The 24,582-nt window shown below is 62.6% G+C and carries 20 protein-coding genes; 14 read left to right on the top strand and 6 right to left on the bottom strand.

Annotated elements, in window-relative coordinates:
- Nucleotides 1–1,218: a sigma-54-dependent Fis family transcriptional regulator gene (locus tag KW842_RS05360; protein ID WP_218303016.1), complete on the bottom strand. Its 1,218-nt coding sequence runs from the start codon at nucleotides 1,216–1,218 to the stop codon at nucleotides 1–3.
- A 226-nt stretch (nucleotides 1,219–1,444) separates the two neighbouring features.
- Here KW842_RS05360 and KW842_RS05355 point away from each other — a divergent pair, with 226 nt between their 5' ends.
- The 3 genes from KW842_RS05355 to KW842_RS05345 are packed head-to-tail and all read left to right on the top strand — an operon-like array spanning nucleotide 1,445 to nucleotide 6,138.
- Nucleotides 1,445–2,518 carry an LLM class flavin-dependent oxidoreductase gene (locus KW842_RS05355; RefSeq protein WP_218303015.1) on the top strand — a complete coding sequence of 358 codons (1,074 nt, stop codon included), beginning with the start codon at nucleotides 1,445–1,447 and terminating at the stop codon, nucleotides 2,516–2,518.
- Nucleotides 2,519–2,542: 24 nt separating this feature from the next.
- Entirely contained in the window at nucleotides 2,543–3,703 is a 1,161-nt protein-coding gene (locus KW842_RS05350) for an LLM class flavin-dependent oxidoreductase (protein ID WP_218303014.1), read from the top strand.
- Between the two features lie 26 nt (nucleotides 3,704–3,729).
- Nucleotides 3,730–6,138, top strand: a complete 2,409-nt coding sequence (locus tag KW842_RS05345; protein WP_218303013.1) for a TonB-dependent receptor — start codon at nucleotides 3,730–3,732, stop codon at nucleotides 6,136–6,138.
- Between the two features lie 68 nt (nucleotides 6,139–6,206).
- On the opposite strand, the gene KW842_RS05340 is transcribed toward KW842_RS05345, so the two are convergent.
- Nucleotides 6,207–7,289, bottom strand: a complete 1,083-nt coding sequence (locus tag KW842_RS05340) for an ABC transporter substrate-binding protein (RefSeq protein ID WP_218303012.1) — start codon at nucleotides 7,287–7,289, stop codon at nucleotides 6,207–6,209.
- A 211-nt stretch (nucleotides 7,290–7,500) separates the two neighbouring features.
- Between KW842_RS05340 and KW842_RS05335 the strand changes: the two genes are divergently transcribed.
- From KW842_RS05335 to KW842_RS05290, 10 genes are all read left to right on the top strand, one after another.
- Entirely contained in the window at nucleotides 7,501–8,223 is a 723-nt protein-coding gene (locus KW842_RS05335) for a class II aldolase/adducin family protein (protein WP_218303011.1), read from the top strand.
- A gap of 13 nt (nucleotides 8,224–8,236) precedes the next feature.
- On the top strand, nucleotides 8,237–9,304 hold the full coding sequence (locus tag KW842_RS05330; protein ID WP_229223483.1) for an ABC transporter substrate-binding protein: 1,068 nt from the start codon (nucleotides 8,237–8,239) through the stop codon (nucleotides 9,302–9,304).
- Nucleotides 9,301–10,176, top strand: coding sequence for an ABC transporter permease (locus KW842_RS05325; RefSeq protein ID WP_218303009.1), 876 nt, complete (start codon nucleotides 9,301–9,303; stop codon nucleotides 10,174–10,176). Before KW842_RS05330 ends, KW842_RS05325 begins: the two co-directional genes overlap by 4 nt.
- On the top strand, nucleotides 10,173–10,940 hold the full coding sequence (locus KW842_RS05320) for an ABC transporter permease (protein ID WP_218303008.1): 768 nt from the start codon (nucleotides 10,173–10,175) through the stop codon (nucleotides 10,938–10,940). The genes KW842_RS05325 and KW842_RS05320 overlap by 4 nt, the downstream gene beginning before the upstream one ends.
- Nucleotides 10,937–12,163: an MFS transporter gene (locus tag KW842_RS05315; RefSeq protein WP_218303007.1), complete on the top strand. Its 1,227-nt coding sequence runs from the start codon at nucleotides 10,937–10,939 to the stop codon at nucleotides 12,161–12,163. The genes KW842_RS05320 and KW842_RS05315 overlap by 4 nt, the downstream gene beginning before the upstream one ends.
- Nucleotides 12,160–13,017 (top strand): ABC transporter ATP-binding protein, encoded by an 858-nt coding sequence (locus KW842_RS05310; protein WP_218303006.1) that lies wholly within the window; start codon nucleotides 12,160–12,162, stop codon nucleotides 13,015–13,017. Before KW842_RS05315 ends, KW842_RS05310 begins: the two co-directional genes overlap by 4 nt.
- 21 nt (nucleotides 13,018–13,038) lie before the next feature.
- Nucleotides 13,039–14,085, top strand: coding sequence for an ABC transporter substrate-binding protein (locus KW842_RS05305; RefSeq protein ID WP_218303005.1), 1,047 nt, complete (start codon nucleotides 13,039–13,041; stop codon nucleotides 14,083–14,085).
- On the top strand, nucleotides 14,085–15,155 hold the full coding sequence (locus KW842_RS05300; protein ID WP_218303004.1) for an ABC transporter substrate-binding protein: 1,071 nt from the start codon (nucleotides 14,085–14,087) through the stop codon (nucleotides 15,153–15,155). Before KW842_RS05305 ends, KW842_RS05300 begins: the two co-directional genes overlap by 1 nt.
- Nucleotides 15,155–16,186 carry an ABC transporter substrate-binding protein gene (locus KW842_RS05295; RefSeq protein WP_218303003.1) on the top strand — a complete coding sequence of 344 codons (1,032 nt, stop codon included), beginning with the start codon at nucleotides 15,155–15,157 and terminating at the stop codon, nucleotides 16,184–16,186. The genes KW842_RS05300 and KW842_RS05295 overlap by 1 nt, the downstream gene beginning before the upstream one ends.
- Before the next feature lie 71 nt (nucleotides 16,187–16,257).
- Nucleotides 16,258–19,347 carry a glycoside hydrolase family 2 TIM barrel-domain containing protein gene (locus KW842_RS05290; protein WP_229223482.1) on the top strand — a complete coding sequence of 1,030 codons (3,090 nt, stop codon included), beginning with the start codon at nucleotides 16,258–16,260 and terminating at the stop codon, nucleotides 19,345–19,347.
- On the opposite strand, the gene KW842_RS05285 is transcribed toward KW842_RS05290, so the two are convergent.
- A complete protein-coding gene (locus tag KW842_RS05285; RefSeq protein WP_218303001.1) occupies nucleotides 19,337–19,900 on the bottom strand; it encodes a hydrolase in 564 nt (187 codons plus the stop codon). The genes KW842_RS05290 and KW842_RS05285 overlap by 11 nt on opposite strands.
- A gap of 98 nt (nucleotides 19,901–19,998) precedes the next feature.
- On the opposite strand from KW842_RS05285, the gene KW842_RS05280 reads away from it, so the two are divergent.
- Nucleotides 19,999–23,100, top strand: a complete 3,102-nt coding sequence (locus KW842_RS05280) for an FAD-dependent oxidoreductase (protein WP_218303000.1) — start codon at nucleotides 19,999–20,001, stop codon at nucleotides 23,098–23,100.
- Here the strand turns inward: KW842_RS05280 and KW842_RS05275 are convergent.
- Genes KW842_RS05275 through KW842_RS05265 form a run of 3 tightly spaced genes read right to left on the bottom strand, consistent with a single transcriptional unit; the run spans nucleotide 23,097 to nucleotide 24,523 of the window.
- On the bottom strand, nucleotides 23,097–23,645 hold the full coding sequence (locus tag KW842_RS05275) for a GNAT family N-acetyltransferase (RefSeq protein ID WP_218302999.1): 549 nt from the start codon (nucleotides 23,643–23,645) through the stop codon (nucleotides 23,097–23,099). The genes KW842_RS05280 and KW842_RS05275 overlap by 4 nt on opposite strands.
- Nucleotides 23,642–24,229, bottom strand: coding sequence for a helix-turn-helix domain-containing protein (locus tag KW842_RS05270; protein WP_218302998.1), 588 nt, complete (start codon nucleotides 24,227–24,229; stop codon nucleotides 23,642–23,644). Before KW842_RS05270 ends, KW842_RS05275 begins: the two co-directional genes overlap by 4 nt.
- A gap of 42 nt (nucleotides 24,230–24,271) precedes the next feature.
- Nucleotides 24,272–24,523 carry a hypothetical protein gene (locus KW842_RS05265; protein WP_218302997.1) on the bottom strand — a complete coding sequence of 84 codons (252 nt, stop codon included), beginning with the start codon at nucleotides 24,521–24,523 and terminating at the stop codon, nucleotides 24,272–24,274.
- Nucleotides 24,524–24,582 lie beyond the last annotated feature (59 nt).

The following is a 24,582-nucleotide window of genomic DNA, read 5'->3' as shown; positions in this document are numbered from 1 at the left end:
TTAGATGATGGCTTCGGCTTTCTTGAGGTAGGTGCGCAAGATATTGCGGCTGATGTTGAGGTGTTTGGCGGTGCGCACCTGATTGCGCTGGCAATGCTCCCAGGCCGCCAGCACCAGTTCCTGCTGCAGGGCTTCGAATTCGATCGGCTCGGCGGAGGCCAGCAAGGTTTGCCAGGCACGGTGCAGGGCTTCGCTGGCTGGCGCGGCCGCGGCAGGTGCGATCGCTGTCGCCGCCGCTGCTTGCGGCTCGGGCGTTAGCGCCAGCGCAGCGGCGGGCGGTGCAGCCGGTTGCAGGCAGGCTGGCTGCGCGTTATGCCAGCCCGGCAGGTTTAATTCCGATGGTGTAATCAGGCCGGCGCGCGACAGCAGCACCGCGCGGTGCATCACATTTTCCAGTTCGCGGATATTGCCGGGCCATGGATAGGATAGCAGCGCCCGTTCCGCCTCCGGCGTCAGGCGCGCGTCATCCACCTGCAAGCGGCGCGCGTAGGTGGACAGAAAGTGGTGCGCCAGCGGCAGCACGTCGCCGCTACGCTCGCGCAGCGGCATCACTGGCAGCGCAATCACCTGCAAACGGTAGTACAGGTCTTCGCGGAAGCGGCCGGCGCGCACGGCTTCCGATAAATCGATATTGGTGGCGGCGATCAGGCGCACGTCGATCGGCACCGCGCGGCGCGCGCCCAGCCGCACCACCTCGCGCTCCTGCAACACGCGCAGCAGCTTGACCTGCATCGCCAGCGGCAGATCGCCGATTTCGTCGAGGAACAGTGTGCCGCCATTGGCGGTCTCGAACCAGCCGGCCTTGCCTTGCAGGGCGCCGGTGTAGGCGCCGCGTTCGTAGCCAAACAGCTCGCTCTCGACCAGCGTTTCGGAAAACGCGCCGCAGTTGATCGCCACAAAACCGGCGTTGCGGCGGTTGCTCAGGCCATGCACATGGCGCGCCACCAGCTCCTTGCCGGTGCCAGTCTCACCGGTGATCAGTACTGTTGCCTCGCTGGGCGCGACGCGCTCGATGACATCGTGCAGCGCGCGCGTGTGTGGATCGGCAAACACAAATGCGGTTGCCCTCACCATCAGGCTCATCTGCTCGGCGTCGCGGAAGGCGATCAGCGGCTTGGCGCCGTGCTCATCAACATTGGCAACACCTTTCTCAACGCCTTTTGCAAGATCGGCGCTACGGGCAAATTCGGCAGAAAAGTTGTGTGCGAGAAGTTCCATGCAATGAATATATCCCGCACAGATGCAAGCCGTGAACGAATCATGCCAATCTAGCTTATCCGGATTTGGCATAAAGCTGCGCTGCTGTAGTCGCCGCAACAGCCACTGTTGCGGAATCAGCAGAATGCTGGTCAGCCAACATGAAAATCAGCGTTTCAGCCCGGTTTTTGGCTGGCACGCTTAATGCGACCTGTGGTGGGAGGCCAACATTCACAGGAGAAACTGCATGAGCATCGAATTCATCTGGCAACTGCCGACCGCCGGCGACGGCCGCTACGCACAAGCTGAGCGCCTGCGCCGTGGCGAGCGTAGCGATCGGCAGCGTCCACCGTTCACCGACGGCGTTAGCGATCCGCGCGGCAACAAGTTCAATTATTTTGACTATGCGCACCAGGTGGCGCGTGCGGCGGATATCTCCGGCTTCGACGGTCTGCGCATCCGTCATGACTTTGAGGGCGACGATAGCTGGATCATCGCCGGCTACCTGGCACGCGGCACGCGCCACATCCGTCTGCTGACCGAATTCGAGGCGTCGTGGGGCTCGTCGGTGTATGCGGCCAAGAACGCCGTCAGCTTCCAGCGCGCTGCCAATGGCCGCTTTGCCTGGCAGTTGGTGCAGGGCGGCGACGAAGCCCGCCGCCGCCAGCATGGCGATAATTTGCCGCAGAGCGAAGTGCTGGCACGCATCGATGAATTTGTCACCGTGGCGCGCGGTGTACAGACCACTGCGCCGTTCACCTTCAAGGGCCGCTATTTCGAGGTGCTGGACGGCGGCTTCCGTGGCCCGCTGGCTGGCAATCCGCTGCCGCCGGTCTATCTGTCTGGGGATGGCGCCGAAGCGCTGGCCCTGTCCGCGCGTCAGGCCGATGTGCATGTCTTCGACGCTGCACCGCTGGAGCAGATTCGCGCCAATATCGCCGCGCTGCGACAGCAGGCCGATGGCAATGGCCGCCAGATCGGCGCAGGCCTGCGCATCGATGTGCTGGCGCGCGAGACACAGGAAGAGGCAGAACGTGACGCGGCCCGCTATCGCCAGCAGACCGGCGCAGGTGCTGTCGTTCCACCGTTGGGCGAGGACCGCTACTGGGACGGCTATGCCACCGCGCGCAGCGGTGCACGTGCCGCGCTGGTCGGCAGCTATGAACAGGTGATTGCCACCTTGGCCGCCTACGCCGACGCGGGCGTCAGCAGCTTCCTGCTGGGCGCTGAGCCGGCACTGGAAGAAGCCTACCGCATTGGCGAATACGTATTGCCTGCGTTGCGCACCCGCCTGGCGCCACCCGCCCAGCAAGCTGCCTAACTCCACACTGACAGGATTTTTACTATGACGATCGATATCTTCTGGCGCATTCCAACTCACGGCGAACCAAGCTCGCACCGCGCCCGTACGCCGTTCCGTGGCGACTGGTTCCCCGGCAACGACAATCTGCGCAAGGCCGGCCTGGGTGGCGGCGGCGCCGATGGCTTCAATTACCTGGACTACATCGCGGAGATCGCGCACGCGGCGGAAATCTCCGGCTTTCAGGGCGGCCTGATTCCATCCTTCCCGATGACCGACGAGCCATGGGTAATTTCCTCGCTGCTGGCGCGCGAGACCAGTACCTTCCGCTTCATGATTCCATTCCAGCCGGGCTTCCTGAATCCGGTGGTGGCGGCGCGCATGACGGCCAGCCTGCAGCGCGCCACCGGCGGCCGCGCGCTGTACAACGTGATCACCGGCGGCGGTGGCCCGTCGCAACTGTGGTGGGGCGATTCTGCCGGCCACGATGACCGTTACACCCGTACCACTGAATTCCTCGATGTGGTACGCGGCGTCTGGCGCGGCGGCCCGTTCTCTTATCAGGGCAAGTTCTATCAGGTGGAAAACGCCGGCCTTGCGCATCCGCTGTCGGAGGAAGAATTCCCCGAAATTTACTTCTCCGGTTCGTCCGATGCGGCGCTGGCGTCGGCTTCCAAACACGCCGACTACTATCTGACCTGGCTGGAGCCACTGGACCAGTTGCGTGAAAAGTTCCGCCGCGTGAAAGAGAAGACGGATCTGCTGGGCCGCAAGATCAAGTGCGCGGTACGGGTCGACATCATCGCCCGCGCCACCGAAGAGGAAGCCTGGGAAGAAGTGCGCAAGGGCTTCGATAACGTAGCGCCTGAGACCCTGCGCGCCTTCCTTGGCCAGGATGGCAGTGATTCGGTTGGTGCGGCGCGTCAGCGCGGCAACCGTCCGACCACCATCAACAGCTACAAGGACCTGATTACCGAGCCGAATATCTGGTCCGGCTTCAACCTGTTCCGTGGCGGCCAGACGCAAGGCATCGTCGGCAGCTACGAACAGGTAGCCGAACGGCTGGACGACCTGGTGCAACTTGGCGCCGACGCCTTCATCCTGGCCAGCACGCCACACCTGGAGGAAGCCTACCGGGTTGGCGAGGAAGTGCTGCCACTGGTGCGCGGCCATAGCAACCCGCAACTGCTGCGCGCAGTCGGTTAACGCATTTAATAAAAATAAGGATGTTTATGAGTAGTTCAAATATTGTTCCCTTCAAGCACCGCTCTGGCAAACCGAAACTGACTGTGCTGCTGCGCGAGATGCACGCCGCTTTCGCCATCGCCATGGGCGGCGGCGCCTTGCTGATGGCCGGTCTGGCACACGCCACCGATGTCCCGCCAGGCGCTGTGCCCGGTGTGACCGGCAACGCCGACGATGCTGCCGATCCCGCAGGCGAAGCGGCGGCGGCATCGCTGCAAGTCATCAAGGTCACGGCGCAAAAGCGCGAAGGCAAGGCGCAGGAAGTGCCTAGCGCGATTACAGTATTGGGTGGCACGCAGCTACTGGAAAACGGTATCGGCCGCTCCGCCAGCGAGATCCTCAACTATGTGCCGAATGCGTCCGCCGGCACACAGCAGCACGGCCGTCCACGCTGGTGGATACGTGGCGTGGGCGCAGGCCAGCAGCAGATCGACTTCCCGAATCCGGTGGGTTTCTATCTGGATGATGTTTACATCAGCAATTCCACCGCCACCGGCTTCCCGCTGTTCGATGTCGAGCGGGTGGAGGTGCTGCGCGGGCCGCAAGGCACGCTGTGGGGCAAGAACACCACCGGCGGTGCGATCAACATCGTGTCGCGCAAGCCGAGCGAGTATGTCGATGGCTACATCAAGGCTGACTACAGCAGCCACGAGACCAAGCTGATTGAAGGCGCAATCGGCGGCGCGCTGAAGGAAGATGTGCTGGCCGGCCGCCTGTCGTTCCATTCGGAAGATCAGGGTGAAGGACCGTTGAATAATCTGTACACCGGCAAGAAAGACGGCGCGCTGCGCGATAACGCCATCCGCGGCCAGTTGCAGGCCAAGTTCAACCGCGACCTGACCGCCAACCTGAACCTGCATTATCGTGACTATAAAACCACGGGCGCCATCACCACCACCGGCAGCTATGCTGCGAATGGCGTCTACCGCAACGGCTATATTCCGAGCACCGATAGCGAAGATGTCAGCACCAACGCGCCGACGCTGACCGGCATCAAGCAGGGTGGGGCCAACCTGAATATCCAGTATGACCTGGGCGGCTACACGCTGACCTCGATCACCGGCTATGAGGACTTCAAGACCGATACGCTGGGCGACAGCGACAACACGCCACTGGAAGTCAGCCGGGGCTGGAGCAAGGCAAGCAGCCATCAGTTCTCCCAGGAGCTGCGGCTGGCGACGGCCAAGGATGAGAAGGTCAGCTGGGTCGGCGGGCTGCATTACTTCAATGAGGGCATCCGCTCGTCGTCCGCGACCGCGCGCCTGCCGAACGATATCGCCGGCGCACTGGCGGGCAGCACGCAGCCGGTGGGCTACAACGCTACCACCTTTACCCACGATACGCGCAGCTTCGCGCTGTTCGGCAGTACCACGGTCAACTTTACCGACCGGCTGCTGGCTACCGCCGGTCTGCGCTGGACCACCGAGACCAAGGATCTGGACCTGCGCCGTATTCAGGCGGCTTCCGGCAGCGTCACGTTTGGCAGTGCTGCAAACTGGTGGCAGACAGTCCAGGGAGGGAACTTCACGGCGGCGTCGGTGGCGAACAATAACTTCACGTCGAAACCGTCCACCACCTGGCGCGCATGGACTTACGATTTTACGCCGGAGTACAAGATCACCGACCAGGCGCGCGCCTACTTCAAGTACGCGCACGGCATCAAGTCGGGCGGCTACAACACCGGCGCCAGCGATGTACGGGCGTTGAACACGGTGGCGCCGGAGAAGCTGGATTCGGTGGAGCTGGGGCTGAAGTCCGAGTGGCTGAACCGCCGCCTGAACTTCAACGCCAGCGTGTTCCATTACGATTACAAGAACGTGCAGGTGAATATCACTGGCGTGTACAACGGCGATCCGACGCAAAGTGTGGCTTATCTGCAGAATGTCTCCAAGGCACACGTCAATGGTGCCGAGTTCGAAATCGAGGCACTGCCGATCGATGCGCTGCACATCAACGCCAACGTCGGTATTCTGCGCACAGAGTTCGACCAGTTCGATATCCAGAACAACGGCGGTAATCGCAATGGCAATGAGTTTGTGCGGTCGCCGCACCTGACGGCATTGCTGGCGGCGGACTATCGTATTCCGCTGGCGAATGGCGGCAAGATCGTGCTGTCCGCCGATGTGCGCTATACCTCGAAGCAGTTCTATTATGTGGACCCGCAGAGTACGTCGCGCTATCTGTTGAACCAGCCCGGCTACTCGCTGATCAATGCGCGCGCATCGTACACGCTACCGGGGGGGAATCATATCTTCACGCTGTATAGCAGTAACCTGGGTGATAAAGTGTTCAAGAACCACACCTTGACCACCTATGTGCCGGGAACGGCGAATGGCGATACCATTTATTGGGGGCAGCGTCGCACGGTTGGGGGATCGTACACTTACTACTTCTAACCCGCACACTGCTGCGGCCAGGGTCTGACCCCGTATGGGGGCAGACCCTTCCGTTTGGGGTGAAAATTTTATGCGGCGGCGCGCAGAGTGGATTGCAGGCGCTGCCGGGCCTCGGCCAGCGGACCGTGATCAGCCCACGCATACACATCAATATCCCGATCCAGCAAGCCATGCACCAACTGGAAGTGCTTCTGCTGGTTAAACAGCGCCAGGCGCTCATCCGACAAATCCGGCGCCAGATCCAGGTGGAAGCCATCCCGATACGCCTCCACCACGCTATCCGCCGAGCCGCGCGTCTCATCCTGAAGGATCGCCCGCAGTTCCGCCAGATTGTGCTTGGCCCATTCGGCCGCGCGCAGCGTCTGGGTCAGGAAACGCACCACCAGCTCACGATGGTTGGCCAGGAAATCGGCGTGCACGGTAATCGGACGCGGTGTGCCGTTATTGACGCGGAAGCGTTTTTCCGGCAAATGGTCGATGTCGATACCGACCACCAGTCCAGCCTCGCGCGCCGCATGTGCCGCCGCCGCGCCTTTGACATATACCGCGTCCACCTCACCGCGACTCAGTGCTGCGATGCCTTGCCACAGGCCGCCGCCCAGGTCTGCACGGCCCCAATCTCCCAATTCCGGCGCGCGGCGGACGCGCGCCTCTTCGGCCGACAGTTCAACCAGTTTGACATCATCCAGCGTCAGGCCGGCGGCCGCCAGAGCGCCCTTATAGCCGGCCAGGCTCATGCCGCGCGCGATGCTGTTGCCACGGCGGTTGCTGGCGATATCCTCGGCGCGGAACGGTGGCAGCGCCAGGCGCTTGCCTTTGAGGTCGGCCGGTTTGCTGATGCCGGAGCCGGGACGGACCAGGATGGACTGCCACTCATCGATCCAGGTCAGACCGATCAGGCGTGTCGGCGCGCCCTGCGCGCGGGCGGGAATGGCCAGCAGGTTGCCGCCTTCGCGTATCAGCGTGTTGAGCTGATGGTCGTAGTGGTGCTTGGCCAGTTCGCCGCCGGCTTCCTGCAAGGTCTTGATGGCGATGCCGTCGGCGGCGAATTCCTGTTCCAGCCAACCCAGTTTGTAGGCCAGCCCGGTCGCGGTGGGAACCGGACAGCGGGTGAACCAGATGGTGTCGACGGTGGAGTTGGGTGTGCTCATGTACTTCCTTGGTGGTTGATGAATGCAAGCAGTTGAGCAGAAAGCATGCCCGCAGCTCGGCGGGGAGGCTGCTGCGTGTGCAACAGTGTCTCGCGGGTGCGCTGTTGGCTACGCAACAGTTGCTGCTGGCTGAGGGGCGTTTTGGCCCCTGTGGTGCTGGCACAGCGATTGCACTACTCAGGAGACAACCCCTCAACTCCAGGAGAATCCCATGACAGAAACCGCAACCGCCCGCTTGAGCGAACAAGTGCTGGCCTTTGCCGAGCAAACCCGCAAGCAGGCGCAGATCGCTTTTGATGCGCTGCGCAGCACCGGCAGCCTGACCGCTTTCGGCACCGTCGGTTTCGTTGAACGCGTGCCAGGCGAGGAACTGGTGGTCATCGTCAATGACCCAGGTCCGTTCCGCAAGGGCGAACCGCTGGTGGCTTCGGTGCTGGGCCTGGACGGCACCATTTATGCCGGTAATAACGGTGGTGGCGGCAACCGCTATCTGAAGCTGTTCCGCACCCATGCCGACATTACCACCATCTCGCACGTGCATTCGCCATCGCTGGGCGCCTGGGCGCAGACGCACCGTACGCTGCCGATCCGTTATGTGCCGGTACAGCGCTTCCAGTTGATACGCGAGATCCCGATTTATATCGACCGCCGCCAGCCGGAGGTGGATTTCATCCTCGATCAGATCGACAACAACCCGTACCACACCGCGATCCTTGAAGCGAATGGCGGCTCCACCGTATGGGGCAAGCAAGGCTTGCTGAAAACGGCGGAATTCATCCTGCTGCTGGAAGAGGGCGCGAAGATTCAGATCGAAGCGGAAGCCATCGGCGGTTCGCGCGATTTCGGCCCCGGCGTGCTGCGCCAGCAGTGGAAAATGAGTCCGCTGTATGAGAAAGCACGCGAACTGAACCTGCTGCCTGCCACCGATCTGTAAGGGGATGCATACGATGTTGGAAGCTTTTGTTGTACAGCGCCGCCGCTTGCTGGCGGCAGCTTTCCTGCTGCTGTCCGGCGCGGCCAGTGCCGCGCCAGCTGCGGGTTTGCCGGAAGCCGTGCGGATTGCCGCCGTGGCGCGCAACGCCAATGGCGGCAAGGCGCTGTTTGCGGGTTCGTCGGCGCTGGTGGCAAGTCAGGGCTGGCTGGCGTCCGAGCTAGGCAAGCTGGGCGTGAAACTGGAGTGGGTGCCGGTAACCACCAATTCGGTTGCGGTGCAGGTCAATGAGGCGTTTGCCAACAAGTCGATCGACTTCGCGCAGTACGGCGATCTGCCTTCGATTATCGCCAATGCTTCCGGGCTGCACACGCGGCTGGTGGTGCCAGGCGGTAGTCTGAATAATACCTATCTGGTGGTGCCATATAACTCGACTGCGCGCTCGATCAACGATTTGAAGGGCAAGAAGATTGCACTGCATCGTGGCCGGCCCTGGGAGTATCCGTTTTCACGGCTGCTGGCGGCCAACGGCCTCAAAGCCAGCGACGTCAAGCTGCTCAACCTGAATCCACAGGCAGGAGCGGCGGCGCTGGCCAGCGGCAGCGCGGATGCGTTCTTCACCTTGAGCGACGCCTTCCTGCTGGAGGATAAGAAAATAGGCCGCGTGATCTGGGCCAGCAAGACGCCGCCGCAAGACTGGAAGATGCGTGCCGAATTGTGGGGCAGTGCGGATTTCCTGGCGAAGTATCCGCAGCTGGCGCAGCTGGTTGCCACCGCTTACGTCAAGGCGCATCAAGGCGCGAGCGTGGAGAACGGCCGTGAAGAGTACATTCGCGCTGAAGCTGCTGCCGGTCAGCCGGAGAGTGTGGTGCGGCGTGAACTGGATGGCGACAACCGGCCATGGAAGGCGCGCTGGTCGCCGCTGTTGACGGCTGAAGTCAAGGCGCACTATGCGGCGGAGGCACTGTATGCCAAACAGGCTGGCCTGATCGCCAAGCCACTGGATGCCAGCAATTTGTACGCGCCACAGTTTGTCGAGCAGGCGCTGGTCAACCTCAAGCTGCAACAATATTGGGCGCCATGAGTTCCGTGCTTTCCAGTCAGGCTTCAGAGACGTTGCCGGTGCGCGGCGCCGGTAAACGGCAAGCCGCACCGGCGCGCGTGCTGGCGCGCCCTGGCCTGGTCGCGCGCTGGCTGGCCTGGCGCTGGTCTGCCTGGACCTCGCCATTGTTGTTGCTGGCCGTATGGTCACTGGCGACGTGGCTGGACTGGGCGCCGGATCAGATCCTGGTGTCGCCATTACAGGTACTGCACACGGCATGGGAGCTGATCGAAACCGGCGAGCTGCAACAGCATCTGGAAATCAGCCTGTTGCGCCTTGCCGGCGGCTTCGCCATCGGCGCCATGACCGGCATCGCGTTTGGCCTGCTGCTCGGTCTCTCACCAGGTTTGCGCGCCTATACCGCGCCGACCTTCAATGTGCTGCGCCAGTTGCCATCCGTGGCACTGATCCCGCTCTTCATCCTGGTATTCGGGATTGGCGAGAGTTTTAAAATCTTCATCGTGGTCAAAGCCACGTTCTTCATCGTCGCGCTGGCCGTACATGACGCTGTGGCTGGCCTGTCGGAACGCTACATCGAAGTCGCCCGCATTTATGGCTTCACACGCTGGCAACAGGTGCGGCGGGTAGTGCTGCCGGCCATCGTGCCGGCCACACTGACGGGCGTGCGCATCGCCTTGAGCCGTTCGTGGATGGTGCTGGTCGGCGCCGAGCTGCTGGCCGCCGATAGCGGCCTTGGGCAGATGATGGAAATGGCGCGCCAGATGTTCCGTCTGGACGTGGTCATGGTCGGCGTTGTACTGACCGGCGCCATCGGCTTCGCGCTGGATCGCGGCTTACGCTGGCTGGAGGCGCACCTGATGCGCTGGCAGCGCGGTGACAGGGAGTCTTCATGAAATTGCATATCGCGGCCAATGCCGCCAAAGGCCTGGTGCTACCGCTGGTTGTGCTGGCGGCCTGGGAATGGGCCTCGCGCCAGGGCGCAGGCGCTGCCTACGTATTCGTCCCGCTGGAGCAGTTGTGGCTAGGCCTGGTCGATCTGCTGAACAGCGGCGAACTGGCGCTGCACCTGCGCGCCAGCTTGCAGCGCACCTTGCAAGGGCTGCTGATCGGCGGCCTGCTGGGCATCGCCACCGGCACGCTGATGGCGCAGTCGCGCGTGGCGGACCGCCTGATTGGGCCGCTGTTCCATAGTATCCGCCAGGTGCCGCTGCTTGGCCTGGTGCCCTTGCTTGGATTGTGGGTAGGTAGTGGTGACGCCGCCAAGCTGCTGGTGGTGATCATCGCCGCGTTTTACCCAACGGTGTTGAACACCGCCGAAGGCATGCGCCGCGTCGACCAGTCCTACCGCGAAGTCGGCCAGGTGCTGACGCTGACCCGCGCACAGACCTTCCGCCGTCTGTTGCTGCCAGCCGCTCTGCCGGCCATCGTTACCGGCGTCACGCATGCGCAGGCGTTCAGCTGGCTGGCCTGCGTCGGCGGAGAGCTGCTGTTCGCTGCCGGACCGGGCATCGGCTCGCTGTTGATCAACGCGGAGCAGGGCGGACGCATGGAAGTGGTGCTGATTTCCGTGCTGGCGATTGCACTGCTGGCGCAGTCGATGAACTTTGCGTTCCAAAGGGCAGCCCGCCTGCTGGTGCGCGGGCGTAGTACGCAATGAACGCGCCGGTGATCGAGGCGCGCGCAAGCGCCGTGCCGGACGCGCCATCCGCTGAGGTGCGGCGCTTCCTGATCGGTTTTGTCGGACTGACACTACTGTCCGGTATGACCATCGGCATGAACAAGGTATTGAGCACGCTGCTGGGCATCCACCTTGGCGTCAGCAACCTGCAACTGGCAGTGATCAGCAGCGCCGAGACGTTTGCCATGGCGCTTGGCACCATCCCGGCCGGCTACATTCTGGCGCGCGGCAATCCCAAGTATTTGTACGCGGCTGTCAGCTTGACCTTATCGCTGGCGTTTTGCGCCTTGCCGTGGCTGCCGGGGTGGCAATGGGTGGCGCTGCTGATGTTCCTGGTTGGATTGTGCATCTCGCTGCGGATCGTGGCGATGAGTACCGTATTCCTGGTGCGCTTGCCGGAGATCGGCCAGTCCAGGGCCGGCTGGTACAAAGGCACGCTCACGCTGGGCATGCAGTTTGCTGGTCCGCTGACGGGTAACTACGCGATTGCGAATATGGGCTTGAAGGCCGGCTTCCTGGTCTCGGCGGGGATGTTTGCGCTGCTGGCGGTGCTGGGCTGGCATGTGCTGCCGGAGACGTCCGGCCGCAAGCAGGTGGCGTCGTCGTCTTCGCAGGCCGCGAGCTGGCGTGCCTTGTGGCGGCTACCGGCGGTGCGCACCACCTATTTATTCGAGATTTTGGCCAGCTTTACCGCATCCAGCGTCGGCGTGTTCTCGCTGTTGCTGGCAATGCGCGTGCTGCAATGGCCGCATCAACATGCGGTCTGGCTGATGGCGGTGCAGGGCTTGAGCTTCGTGGTGGTTCTGCTCTTCCTTGGCAAACCGGTGCTGGGTAGCCCGCAGCGCGAACGCATCTATGGTGGGGCGCACCTCGCCATCATGCTGGCGCTGCTGCTGCTCGGCACGTTGCCAAATACCGTTGCTTATCTGTTTGCTTCCGTGTTGCTTGGTCTTGGGCTGGGCGTAAATGCGCTGGTCAACACCGACCGCATTGGCCGCGCGCCAGTGGACAAGGCGCGCGTCTCGTCGCATCTGACTTTGTTCGGCATGGTCGGCGGCACCAGCGGCGCGCTGGCGGCCGGCAAGCTGGCCGATAGCATCGGCTTACAACAAGTATTCCTGGTCTGGCTATTGCCATGGCTGGCGGCGTGGGGCTTTTATCACCTGCGCCGGGCGACACACAAAGGAGAAATTTCAGCATGAACGCCCCCATCAACTTCAAGGCGGCTGCACGCGCCGGCGGCCTGCGCATCGAGCATGTCAGCAAATCATTCCAGTTGAAGGCTGGTCCGCTGCTGGTGCTGGATGATATTTCACTGACCGTCGAACCGGGCGAGTTTGTCGCCATTGTCGGTGGTTCCGGCTGCGGCAAGTCGACGCTGCTGCGCCTTCTGGCTGGGCTGGATACCGATTATCAGGGCGAACTGCTGCATGACGAACAGCCGATCTTCGGCACCGGCCTGCAACGCGGACTGGTGTTCCAGGATCACCGCCTTTTCCCCTGGCTGACAGTGGAGCAGAACGTGGCGCTCAGTTTCACCAATACCGATGTGCCGCTGGCCGAGCGGCGCGAACGCGTGGCTGCCGAAATCACCCGTGTAGGCCTGGACGGTTTTGCGGACGCCTACCCGCATCAGCTATCCGGCGGGATGTCGCAACGCGCCGCCATCGCGCGCGCGCTGGTCGGCCGGCCGGACGTGCTGCTGCTGGATGAACCACTAGGCGCGCTGGATGCGCTGACGCGTGTACGCCTGCAGCAGGAACTGCGCAGGCTTTGGCAGGACGAAGGCATCACCATGGTCATGGTCACGCACGATATCGAGGAAGCCGTGTATCTGGCCGATCGCATCGTGGTGCTGGAAGCACGGCCGGGGCGCGTGCGCCGCATCCAGCAGGTATCGCTACCCCATCCGCGCCAGCGTGGACAGGCGGAATTCGTCGCGATCCGCGATGGCCTGCATGCGGATTTCGGCGACCTGCGCGATGCGCCACCGGAAGCTGGTACGGCGATTTCGCCATGGGATGCAAACGACTGGGCGCGCCGTCTGGCGCTATAACCTCAACTCAAGGAGAACTTCATGAGCAATCAACTCGACACGCTCTGGTACACCCGCTGCCCGGTCCCTACCGGCCTGGGCATCGCCGTTCAACAAGGCTGGCTGGAACAGGCTTTTGCCGCGCAAGGCACGGCCATTGGTTCGCTACGCGAATCCAGCGACCAGGCAGTGCGCGAATCCCACTTCGACCATACGCTGCAGAATTCGGTGCGCCACGGCGGCAATATCCCGGCGCTGTGGGCCAAGGCCGATGGCCGCGACACGCGTGTCATTGGCCTGTCGTGGGCCGATGAGACGCAGCGCATCCTGGTGCTGCCGGATAGCGACATCAAGACCGTGCGTGACTTGAAAGGGCGGCGTTTTGGCCTGCCGTTGTGGCGCCGCGCGCAGATCGACTTTTCCCGCGCGCAGGCGTTGCGTGGTCTCGAAAACGCACTCAAGCTGGATGGCCTGTATGTGCATGATCTGACGCTGGTGGATTTCGCCATCGACGCCGGCCAGAGTGACCAGGCGGCGGAGAAGGTCGCCGGCACCAACGTCTTCAGCGGTGGGCGCGGACAGAATCCGGAGCTGCTCGGCCTGCTGCGGCGCGAGGTGGATGCGATCTTCCTCAAGGGCGCGCATGCCGAACAGGTAGCCCGACAGTTCGGCCTGCGCACGGTGATCGACACCGGTGTCCATCCCGACCCGCTGATCCGCGCCAACAATGGCACACCACGCACGCTGAGCGTCGACGCGCATCTGCTGGAGCAGCACTTCGATTCTGCAGTGACCATCGTCGACCAGGTACTGCGCGCAGAAGCCTGGGCGCACGCCAATCCGGACCAGACGCGCCGCTTCCTGGCGCGTGAAACCAATAGCAGCGAGTACAACGTGGTCAAGGCGTATGGCGAAGACGCTCACCTGCGTCTGCGAACCGACCTGTCCGAGAGTTCGCTGGCCGGTTTGCAGGACTTTGCCGATTTCCTGCATCGTTGGCACTTCCTGCCGGCAGCGGTGGATGTGCGTAGCTGGATTGATCCACGGCCGCTTGAGGAGGCGCTGGCGCAACGCCGGCAGGCTGCCTGATGGGTACGCGCTGGTTATCCAGGCTGTTGCGGCAGTTTTCCCTGGCTGCGCTTGCGACGGCGCTGAGCGCCGCCGGCGCCATCGGGATTGCTCGCGCCGAGCCGGGCGTGGTGCGTATCGCTACCACCGCTTTCACTGAGAACGGCAAAGCCGCCATCGGCGGCGTAGCCTATCGCGTCCAACAGGAAGGTTGGCTGGCTGCGCAGCTTCAGCAGCGTGGCGCGACGCTGGAGTGGCTGCCGGTCAGCGGCGACACCGGCGCCACCATGAACGAAGCCTTTGCCAGCAAACGCATCGACTTTGCCGCGTATGGCGATTTGCCGTCGGTGATCCTGAATGCCGGCGGCGTGCGCACGCAAGTGGTGGTGCCGTTCGGACGTGGAGCGGATGTTTTCCTGCTGGTGGCGCCAGGATCGCAGGCGCGCTCGATCCGTGACCTGAAGGGCAAGCGTATCAGCGTGCATCGTGGCCGGCCGTGGGAGCTTGGGTTGCGCCATCTGATTGAGGACAGCGGCCTGAAGGTCAGTGACTTCACGCTGGTGAACATGGATATCAAGCCTGGCGCAGCAGCCTTGGCGACTGGACGTGTCGATGCGCTGTTCGTGCTGGGCGGCGACGCGCTGGAGGACCGTGGCGCTGGCCGTATCATCTGGAGCAGCAAGGGCAAGCCGGAGCGCAAGATGCGTGCCGAATTGTGGGGCAGGCAGGAGTTCACGCAGTCCAACCCGGCGCTGACACAACTGGTGGTCACTGCCTGGCTGCGCGCACAGCATTGGGCGGCACAGGAAACCAACCGGGACGCCTTCCTGCTTGACGCCACCCGCGCCGGTGTTCCCGAGCGTGTTGTGCGGCGCGCTTACGATGATCCGCAACTGGCCTGGAAGGAGCGTTTTTCGCCAAGCTACGATGGACTGGTGTATCGTCATTACCGCGAGGTGCTGGCCTTTGCACATCAGCAGAAGCTGGTGCGCAAACAATTGAAGGTCGAGGAATTGCTGGAACCGCGCTTTGTTGATGCCGGTCTGCGTGAACTTGGACTGACCGATTTTTGGAAACAGGAGAAGCAATAATGACTGAAGAGCGCAAGCCGGCAACGATCTGGTACTCGCGTGGATCGATACCGACACCGCTCGGCCTGAGCGCGCAGCTCGGGCTGTACGACAAGGAGTTTTCCGCCGACGGCATCACCATCAAGTCCTTGCAGGATTCGGATAACCCGAGCGAACTGGCCTCGCACTTCGAACACAACCTGCCGGATTCGTTCCGGCTTGGCGGTGCGGTGCAGCCAATCTGGGCGCGCGCCAAGGGGCGCGACACACGGGTGATCGGCATCTCATGGATCGATGAATACCAGGTCATTCTGGCTTTGCCGGAATCCGGCATCGTCACGCCGCGCGACCTGAAAGGCCGCAAGCTTGGCCTGCCCAAGCAGCCTGCCAATGCCGATGGTGTGGACGTCAGCCGTGCCGAGGCGCTGCGTGGCCTGCTGGTGGCGCTGGAGACGGAAGGCTTGGGCTATAAGGATGCGGAATGGATTGATGTGTCGGCACGCGTCAATGCTGTGACCGAGCCGGATACGCCGGTGCGCCGTGGCGCGCCGCACCGTTACACGGCGCTGGTACATGCGCTGGTCAGGGGCGAGGTGGACGCCATCTACGTCAAGGATGTGCGCGGCGCCGAGGTTGCGCATCTGCTGGATGCGCGCGTGGTGCTGAATATGGGATTCCATCCGGATCGCTGGGTGCGCGTCAACAATTGCACGCCGCGGCCGCTGACGGTCAACACGCTGACCTTGCAGCAGCACCCGGATCTGGTTCGGCGCTTCCTGGGCAGCATCGCCTCGGTGGATAGCTGGGCGCGGCGTAATCCGGGCCAGGCACTGACGCACATCGCGCGTGAAACCAATTGGGCGGAATCGTGGGTGCGCTTTGCCTATGGCGACAAGCTGCATGAAAAACTCGGCGTTGGCCTGAACGACGAAGGACTGACAGCGTTGGCGCAGTTCAAGCAGTATCTGCTGGACTGGAAATTCATTCAGCGCGATTTTGCGCTGGACGAATGGATTGATCCAGCGCCATTGCGCTCGCTCGGACTGGCGTAATCGGTTGCATCCCCTTGGTAAGGTACACTACCTTACCGATAAAACAACGAGGGGACACAATGGATATACGCATGTTGACCGCGGCCTTGCTGGCTGCGGGGCTGGTATTGCCGCAGTCGTTGATCGCTGCGCCGCAACAAGCGGCGGAGTGGGAACAGCCCGAAGTAGTGCAGCTAAACCGCGAGCCGATGAAGGCGACTTTCTTCAACTTTGAGTCGCGCCCATTGGCGCTGGCGGCCGATAAGGCGGCATCGCGTAATTACCTGTCGCTGGACGGCACCTGGTCGTTTGCCTATTCGCCGAATCCGGAAGCGCGGCCCAAAGAGTTCTTCCAGCCGTCGTTTGATGTCAGCAAATGGGGCAGCATCCAGGTGCCCGGCATGTTGCAGACGCAGGGCTATGGCAAGCCTATCTTCACCAACATCGTTTATCCTTTCCCCGCCAACGAGCCTTTCATTCCGCATGAGCTGAATGAAGTGGGTTCGTATCGCCGCAACTTCGACCTGCCCGAAGACTGGCGCGAGCGCGATGTGTTCCTGCAGATCGGCGCCGCTGGTGCAGCGTATTATGTGTGGGTCAACGGCCAGCGGGTCGGCTATTCGGAGGACTCCAAGCTGCCATCCGAGTTTGACCTGAGCCGTTATGTGAAGCCAGGCCGCAATGTGATCGCCATCGAGCTGTATCGCTGGGCCGATGGTTCCTATCTTGAAGATCAGGACTTCTGGCGCGTCAATGGTATCGAGCGCAGCGTCTATCTTTACGCCGAGCCGCGTACGCGGCTGCGCGATTACAAGGTCAGTGCATCGCTGGACAAGGCTTATCGCAATGGGCAGTTTGAGCTGACGGCGGAAATTGCCGGCGCCCCGGCCGATGTCAACGTCAAGGCCACGGTGCTGGATGGGACCAATGAAGTGCTGCGGGCCAGCGCGGCGCCGGGCGTGGATCGTCGGGCTGTGTTGCGCGGCACAATTCCGGCGGTGCAGCCATGGTCGGCGGAGACGCCCAAGCTATACACCTTGCTGATCGAAGTGACCGACGCGCAGGGCAAGCTGGTGTCGGCCACCTCGCGCCGCATCGGCTTCCGCACGGTGGAGATAGCCGATGGCGAGGTGCGTGTCAATGGCAAGCGGGTCATGATCAAGGGCGTCAATCGCCATGAACATGATCCGCATACCTATCGCGTGATGTCGATGGAGAGCATGCGCAAGGATATCGAGCTGATGAAGCGCGCCAATGTGAATGCGGTGCGCACTTCCCACTATCCGAACGATCCGCGCTGGTACGATCTGGCCGACGAATATGGCCTGTACGTGATGGACGAAGCGGATATCGAATCGCACGGCTACATGGAACTGGGCGACAAGGCGCCCGATGCGGCCGGACGGGCGGCGATCCAGCTGGGCTACAAGCCTCACTGGCGCGTGGCGCACCTGGACCGGGTGTCGCGCATGGTGGAGCGTGACAAGAACTCGCCATCGATCATTTTCTGGTCGCTGGGGAACGAGGCCGGCACCGGTCCGAATTTCGAGCAGTCCGCCGCATGGATACGCAAGGCCGATCCATCGCGTCTGATCAGCTATTTGGGTTACGGCACGCTGAATGAGGTGCACCGGCCAAACGACTATGTCGATATCTACGCGCCCATGTATGACGACATCGAGAAAATGGCTGATTACGCGCAGGACCCAGCGTATCGCCAGCCGATGATTCAGTGCGAGTACGCGCACGCCATGGGCAATTCGCTGGGCAATCTGGAAGACTACTGGCAGGTGATACGCGCGCATCGCAAGCTGCAAGGCGGCTTTGTCTGGGACTGGGTGGACCAGAGTGTGGCAGCCAAGGATGACAAGGGCCGCACCTACTGGGCTTCCGGCTTCGATGTGAATCCCGAGCGTGGCGACGGCAGCGTGGTGGGCGACGGCGTGCTGCGCTCAGACCGCACGCCGGACCCGGAATACTATGAGCTGCAGAAAGTCTATTCTCCGGTGGTGTTTGAGGGCGATCCGCGCAAGGGCGCGGTGGAAGTGGTGAACCGCTACGACTTCCGCGACCTGGGGCACCTGGCGCTGGAATGGAAGCTGGAGCGCGACGGTGTGCACGTGGCGCAAGGTGCGCTGGCCGCGTCAAATGCACGCGCCGGTGGACGACAGGCCATCAAGCTGCCGTCCGCCGCGACGGCCGCCAAGGGCGGTGAGCTGGTGCTGACGCTGAGCGCGCGCAGCAAGGCGGCGGAGCAGGGCGTCGAGCAGGGCGCAGTGGTCGGCTGGTCGCAGTTTGTGTTGTCGAAGGCGACACCGGCGGTGGCGAAGGCTGCATGGGTCAAGCCGGTGAAATCGGGGGGCGGCTATGAACTACGTGCTGGCAAGGCGGTGCTGCGGCTGGCGCCGGACACCGGCCTGCTGACCTATAGCGTCAACGGCCAGCAGGTACTGAAAGGCGGCAGTCCGAACTTCTGGCGTGGCCTGATGGACAACGACGAAGGCGCAGGCGTCGACAAGACCCACAAGGTGTGGCAGACCTTTACCAATCAGCGCAAGGTGCGTTCGCTGGAAGTGCAAGGCGACAGCCTGAAAGTGTTGTTCAGCTTTGGCGCTGGCGCCGCGCACTGGCAGAACATCTACCGCATGCGCAGCGATGGCGCGCTGGAAGTGCAGGCGACCTTCACGCCGCTGCGGGATGATTTGCCGGATCCGCTGCGCTTGGGCCTGCGCTTTGACAGTCCTGCGGCGCTGAATCAATTGCGCTGGTACGGCCGCGGTCCGCATGAATCCTATGTGGACCGCAAGACGGGCGCGGCGCTGGGCCTGTATCAAGGGGCATTGGCAGACCAGTATCATTCGTATATCCGGCCACAGGAAAGCGGCAACAAGACGGATGTGCGCTGGTTCTCGCTGTCCGGCGCGCAGGCCGGCGTGACGGTGCGCTCGGATGCGCCGTTCTCGTTCAATGCGCTGCCGTTCCCGTATGAGGACTTGTATCTGCGTCCGCGCGGCGAATGGAAAAGCTCGGAGATCGCGCCGCATGGCGATGGCAGTGTCCTGATCGACATGGCGCAGGCCGGCGTTGGTGGCGATACCGGCTGGAGCCTGGATGGCCGTCCGCACGTCAGGTATCGCGTGCCGCTGACACCGGCCAGCTACCGCTTTGTGATCACGCCGTAACGCCTATGGCCTGATGCTTCAATTCCTCGTAGCGTTCGAGGAATTGAAGGTAAGCCCGCTCCGGCCCGACCGGGATGATTTTCCCGGCGGCTGGCGGCGGCAGATGTCCCCATTCCATCCATGCTGGCGGCAGCAAGTCGCGCAGCTCGGTCGCCATGCACACCAGGTCCGCGTGCTTGATTTCGGGACGCTCGTCCTGGAAGCCGAAGCGCCGGCGCAGTGCGTCCTTGACCGGATGCACGCGCTGCTTCACGTAGTCGCGGCCCAGCATCACCTTGACCGGCGACGGCCAGTCGCCGAGAAACTCCTCACAGTCGTGCATCAGCGCCGCATAGGCGAATTCCGGTGCGACGATGCGCGACACCATCACGCAGTGCTCGGCCACGGAATACCATGGCCGCGCGGCGCCGCCCCAGCGTGGCTGCGACGACAGGCACAGGGCGATGTCGGTGATCGGCATGCCGCTGGCGTCCGGCGCCATCAGGTCGAGTACGAAGCCGGAAGGCAGCAGGATGGCGGTGCGGCCATCTGGCTTGTGGGTGGTGTGGTCCATGGCTTGCATTTTACACCGCAGGGCCCGAATTTATTTTTCGCAACAGTGCCAGAACTGAAATACACTTAAGGAATTGTCCACTTTCCTTTCTTGAGGCCATGGCGAACAGACCTTCCTATATCTACCAGGGCGGCTCGGTGATGATGCATGCACCGCTGCAGTTGAAAAACTCCGAGATGTACGGCTTTTTCGTCAAGGGCGATTCGGCGAAATTGCAGGCGACGATCGACGGCACGCTGAACGCCGTTGCCGGTGCGCGCATGCGCTTCAAGGCGATTTCGCCGTATGTGCTGATCACCTTCACACAGGTGAATCACGCTGATTCGGCGGCGCCGGTCGATCACGCCAAGGGCTGGATCACGGAGATCGATATCGTCACCTGGATCATGGTGGGGGCGATGGATGAAGAGGGCGAGCTGGCGCATATCTACTACTATCCGGCGCACATTTTTGTCGATGACGCGATGGCGCTGATTAATGGCCGCGAGCTGTTCGGCTATCCGAAATATTTGTGCGAGCACGAGATCAGCGCGCAGCGCTGCGCGCTGTCGGCCAAGGGCTTTCACCCATTTTCACCGGAGACGCGGATTGCCATGCATCCGCTGCTGGAGGTGACGGCCACCCAGAAGTCCGGCGAAGAACGGCCGCTGGAAAACTGGCTGGACCTGATTGAAGAGGCGATCAAGCTGTTTCTGTCGATCCCTGATTTCTTCAATATGGATGCCGCTGGATGGAAGGATATCCTGTCATTGCTGCGCAATCCGCGCATCGATCAGATCTTCCTCAAGCAGTTCCCGGACAGTGCGGGGCTGAAGGCGGTGTACCAGGCCATCCTGGCGGCGCCGGCCACCATCGAGAAAATCCACGGCGGCAAACTGCTGGCGTATGAATATGAGGCGGTGCTGCATGCCTTCGACAGCTTCCCGCTGAACGAAACGCTGGGCCTGAAACTGGGACCGCAGCAAGCGATCCTGCCGTATTACCTGAATTTCGACTTCACCGCGCAACCCGGCGAGGAACTGGTGGACAACTCGGCTATCGCTCCGCAGAAAATCGCCATCCTTGGCGGCGGCGTCAGCGCCATGACCACGGCTTATTATTTGACCGGGCAGGCGGGCTGGCAGAATAATTACGACATCACCGTGTACCAGCAGGGCTGGCGACTGGGTGGCAAGGGGGCGAGTGGGCGCAATGCCAAGCTGGGGCAACGCATCGAGGAACATGGCTTGCACATCTGGTTCGGCTTCTATTCGAATGCGTTCAAGATGATCAAGGAGGCTTACGCCAGCCTGGACCGGCCAGCCGGTGCGCCGCTGGCGACCTGGCGCGACGCGTTCAAGCAGCATGATTATGTGGCGTTGTCCGAGCAGGTTGGCGACCAGTGGCACAACTGGTCGATTGTGTTTCCCACACTGCCGGGCGAACCGGGCGAGGGCGACCAGAAGATCACCCTGTGGCAGATGGCGGTGGCGATGGTTGGCTGGATCGAGCAATGGATACGCAGCCTGGATAGGCTGACCAAGGAGATGGAACTGGCGCCGCATCCGCATCACACCGGCATCATTCCTGACTGGCTGTATCACCTGGCGGAAGGCGTCACGTCCTCGGTGGAAGAGTTGATCGACGATGTGTCGCTGCTGGCCGGCGCCTTGACTGGCATGGTGTTCAATATGGCGGAAGATGCGGACGAAGGCCAGCATCTGGCGCTGGCCGGTGCCATGGCCGGCGTGCGCGGCAAGCTGCACACGCGCTACGACAAGCTGATCGCGCGCGCCGAGGGGGATGTGGCTGACGATATTCGCCGCCTGTTCATTTGCCTCGATCTGGGTATCACGGTGATGAAGGGCGTGTTTGAGGACGGCGTGATCAAGCATGGCTTCGACGTGATCAATGATCTCGATTTCCGCGACTGGCTGCGCAAGCATGGCGGGGACGAGAAGCTGTGTGTGCAATCGGCGCCGGTGCGTGGTTTCTACGACCTGATTTTTGCCTACGAAGGCGGCGACTTCGCCAAACCGAATGCGGAAGCTGGCACCATGCTGCGGGCGATGGCGCGCATCGGCCTGGCCTACAAGGGCGGCATCATGTTCAAGATGCAGGCCGGCATGGGCGACACCATCTTTACGCCGATGTATCAGGCGCTGCTGAAGCGCGGCGTGAAGTTCAAGTTCTTCCACAAGATCGAGGAGCTGGTGCCGGACGGCGCGCAGATCGGCAGCATCCGCATGACCCGGCAAGTGCAGCTGGCCGGTGCGGACTACGATCCGCTGGTGCCTGTGAAGGGATTGGATTGCTGGCCAAGTGAACCGCTGTACGGCCAGATCGATCCGGCGCAGGCGGTGCTGCTGCAGGAGAAGGGCATCAATCTGGAATCGCATTGGACCGATTGGCCGCAGGTGTATGAGGAGGCTTATGGTAAGCCGCTGCCCACGGTGACGCTGAAACGCGGCGTGGATTTTGACCAGGTAGTGTTCGGCATTTCGATCGGTTCGCTGCCGGTGCTGTGTCCGCAATTGCTGGCGCAAAGTCCGGCGCTGCTGGCGACTTCCGAAAAAGTGCAGACTGTGGCGACGCAAGCTTACCAGGTGTGGCTGGACAAGGATCTGACGCAGATGGGCTGGGCCTATCAGCCGGATGGACAGCAACCGGTACTGAGCGCGTTCACCGAGCCTTACGATACCTGGGCACCGATGGATCAGCTGCTGGTGCGCGAGGACTGGCCGGCGCCGCTTGATCCGCGCAATGTGTCCTACTTCTGCAGCGCGCTGCCGGTCGGCAGCTATCCGCCCGCCAGCGATCATGACTTCCCCCGGCGGATGGCGGAAGCGGCGAAGCAGGGGGCAGTCAATCAGTTGGGCAAGGAGATTGCATCGCTGTGGGCGGCGGCCGGTCCGGCTGGCGCTTTCCCCTGGAACTGGCTGGTGGACGGCAGCGAAGCGACTGGCGTGCAGCGCTTTGACGCGCAGTATTGGCGCGCCAACGTCGATCCCTCCGAGCGTTATGTGATGTCGGTGGCGGGCAGCACACGCTATCGCTTGCGCACCGACCAATCGGGCTTCTCCAATCTGTTCCTGACCGGAGACTGGATCAAGACCGGCCTTAACGCGGGCTGCGTGGAGGCGGCTGTGATGGCGGGCATGCAGACCTCGCGCGCGATCAGCGGCTATCCGGTGGTGATCGAGGGCGAGACTGACTTCTAAAGCTGCTTGTAGAAGAAGGTGGTGGCGCAGTAGGCGCCGTCCGGCATCAGCGCGTAGTTGGGCACTGAGCCGGCGCTGATCCAGCCGGCGCGCTGGTACAGGCGTTCGGCGTCGCCACCAGTGACGGTGTCCAGTACCAGTACTTGCTTGCCTTCCTCGCGCGCAGCCTGATCGACGGCGGCCATCAGCAGCGCGGCAACGCCCTGGCGGCGGGCGTCCCGGTGGACCAGCATCTTGGCGACGTCTGCGCGGTGCGGCTGGTTGTCGGGCAGGGCAGTGATCAGTTGCACAGTGCCGATGATGCGGCCTGCAGCGGTTTCCGCCACCAGCAGCACGCGTTCCTTGCGCGCCGCACCTGCCAGCACGCCGCGCCAGAAGTCCAGCGCCTTGTCACGCGATAGCGGCAGCATAAAGCTGACCGACGCGCCGCCTTCGACGCAATCAATCAATACATCGGCCAACACCTGCGCCAGCGGCTCCGCGCGTGCCGCCGCTTCGTCCACAGCCACGCGCCGCACGGTGACTGGCGCCGCTGCGGCGCTCATGCTCCCCTCCGGGTAGCCGGCTGGGTGGTCAGCGCCACCAGGTAGCGCGCTGCTTTGTTGCTTGGGTTGTGATAAACGATGTGGCGGTCTAGCCGCATGGCCAGCGTGTCGCCGGCTTCGAGCCTCCAGTGCTGTTCGCCGGCCCTGATTTCCATCGCGCCGTCGATCATCCATACCTGCTGGTGAATGTCGGCGTTGTGCGGCACACTGTCGTAGGCCACGCGCTGGCCTGGCGGGAATACCACATCCACCAGCTGCAAGGGCGAGGGCGCTGCCGGCGACAGGCTGCGGCGTATATAGCCGGAAGCGGGATCGGTCCACACCGGCTGGTCGGCCACACGCGCTACCGGCGATGGCTCGGCGTCGCCTTCGCCGGCCTTGTCCTCAAACAGCGTAGCCAGCGCCACACCCAGCGCGCTGGCCAGCTTGTCGAGCACCGCCGCTGTCGGGCTGCTCTCGCCGCGTTCGATCAATGAGATATTCGAGCGGCTCACACCGCTGCGGGTTGCCAGCGCGTCCAGCGACAAGCCATGGGCGTCGCGCAGCTCCCGCACGCGGCGGGCGATTAAAAGATTGATGTCCATGGATTTCCATTTTACAGGAAATCCACGTCCAGTAAAATGGAATTAGCGATTACCTTTGCGGTTGGTGTCGGAATAGTCGTCGCCGCGCGCACCGGCTTTCTTGTCGCGGTGCGTGGCGGCGGTGGCCGCTGCCGCAGCGCTTTGCTGGCTGGCATGCGGGTTATCGTTGCCCGGATGGCCGGTGGCGTGATTGCCGCTATCGGACATGCCTTGTTTTTTAGGATCGTAACCGTCCTGCGGCATATTGGCGCCGGGTTTGAAACCGCGTGGGTCTGGTTTGTTTGGCTGGCTCATGATGTGTCTCCTTTCAAATAAATGTAGCGCTATGCTAAGCCTGCCCGGCGTAGTTGAGC

The sequence above is a fragment of the Duganella sp. sic0402 genome (assembly GCF_019219065.1).
In the GTDB taxonomy this organism is placed as follows: domain Bacteria; phylum Pseudomonadota; class Gammaproteobacteria; order Burkholderiales; family Burkholderiaceae_D; genus Rugamonas.
Note: the sequence above shows the minus strand (reverse complement) of the source record. Positions and strands in the feature narration are given on the sequence as shown.

Bases quoted from the DNA above. Each gene is read 5' to 3' on its own strand.
- KW842_RS05360 (WP_218303016.1), bottom strand. From the start codon at position 1,218: ATGGAACTTCTCGCACACAACTTTTCTGCCGAATTTGCCCGTAGCGCC.
- KW842_RS05355 (WP_218303015.1), top strand. From the start codon at position 1,445: ATGAGCATCGAATTCATCTGGCAACTGCCGACCGCCGGCGACGGCCGC.
- KW842_RS05350 (WP_218303014.1), top strand. From the start codon at position 2,543: ATGACGATCGATATCTTCTGGCGCATTCCAACTCACGGCGAACCAAGC.
- KW842_RS05345 (WP_218303013.1), top strand. From the start codon at position 3,730: ATGAGTAGTTCAAATATTGTTCCCTTCAAGCACCGCTCTGGCAAACCG.
- KW842_RS05340 (WP_218303012.1), bottom strand. From the start codon at position 7,289: ATGAGCACACCCAACTCCACCGTCGACACCATCTGGTTCACCCGCTGT.
- KW842_RS05335 (WP_218303011.1), top strand. From the start codon at position 7,501: ATGACAGAAACCGCAACCGCCCGCTTGAGCGAACAAGTGCTGGCCTTT.
- KW842_RS05330 (WP_229223483.1), top strand. From the start codon at position 8,237: ATGTTGGAAGCTTTTGTTGTACAGCGCCGCCGCTTGCTGGCGGCAGCT.
- KW842_RS05325 (WP_218303009.1), top strand. From the start codon at position 9,301: ATGAGTTCCGTGCTTTCCAGTCAGGCTTCAGAGACGTTGCCGGTGCGC.
- KW842_RS05320 (WP_218303008.1), top strand. From the start codon at position 10,173: ATGAAATTGCATATCGCGGCCAATGCCGCCAAAGGCCTGGTGCTACCG.
- KW842_RS05315 (WP_218303007.1), top strand. From the start codon at position 10,937: ATGAACGCGCCGGTGATCGAGGCGCGCGCAAGCGCCGTGCCGGACGCG.
- KW842_RS05310 (WP_218303006.1), top strand. From the start codon at position 12,160: ATGAACGCCCCCATCAACTTCAAGGCGGCTGCACGCGCCGGCGGCCTG.
- KW842_RS05305 (WP_218303005.1), top strand. From the start codon at position 13,039: ATGAGCAATCAACTCGACACGCTCTGGTACACCCGCTGCCCGGTCCCT.
- KW842_RS05300 (WP_218303004.1), top strand. From the start codon at position 14,085: ATGGGTACGCGCTGGTTATCCAGGCTGTTGCGGCAGTTTTCCCTGGCT.
- KW842_RS05295 (WP_218303003.1), top strand. From the start codon at position 15,155: ATGACTGAAGAGCGCAAGCCGGCAACGATCTGGTACTCGCGTGGATCG.
- KW842_RS05290 (WP_229223482.1), top strand. From the start codon at position 16,258: ATGTTGACCGCGGCCTTGCTGGCTGCGGGGCTGGTATTGCCGCAGTCG.
- KW842_RS05285 (WP_218303001.1), bottom strand. From the start codon at position 19,900: ATGGACCACACCACCCACAAGCCAGATGGCCGCACCGCCATCCTGCTG.
- KW842_RS05280 (WP_218303000.1), top strand. From the start codon at position 19,999: ATGGCGAACAGACCTTCCTATATCTACCAGGGCGGCTCGGTGATGATG.
- KW842_RS05275 (WP_218302999.1), bottom strand. From the start codon at position 23,645: ATGAGCGCCGCAGCGGCGCCAGTCACCGTGCGGCGCGTGGCTGTGGAC.
- KW842_RS05270 (WP_218302998.1), bottom strand. From the start codon at position 24,229: ATGGACATCAATCTTTTAATCGCCCGCCGCGTGCGGGAGCTGCGCGAC.
- KW842_RS05265 (WP_218302997.1), bottom strand. From the start codon at position 24,523: ATGAGCCAGCCAAACAAACCAGACCCACGCGGTTTCAAACCCGGCGCC.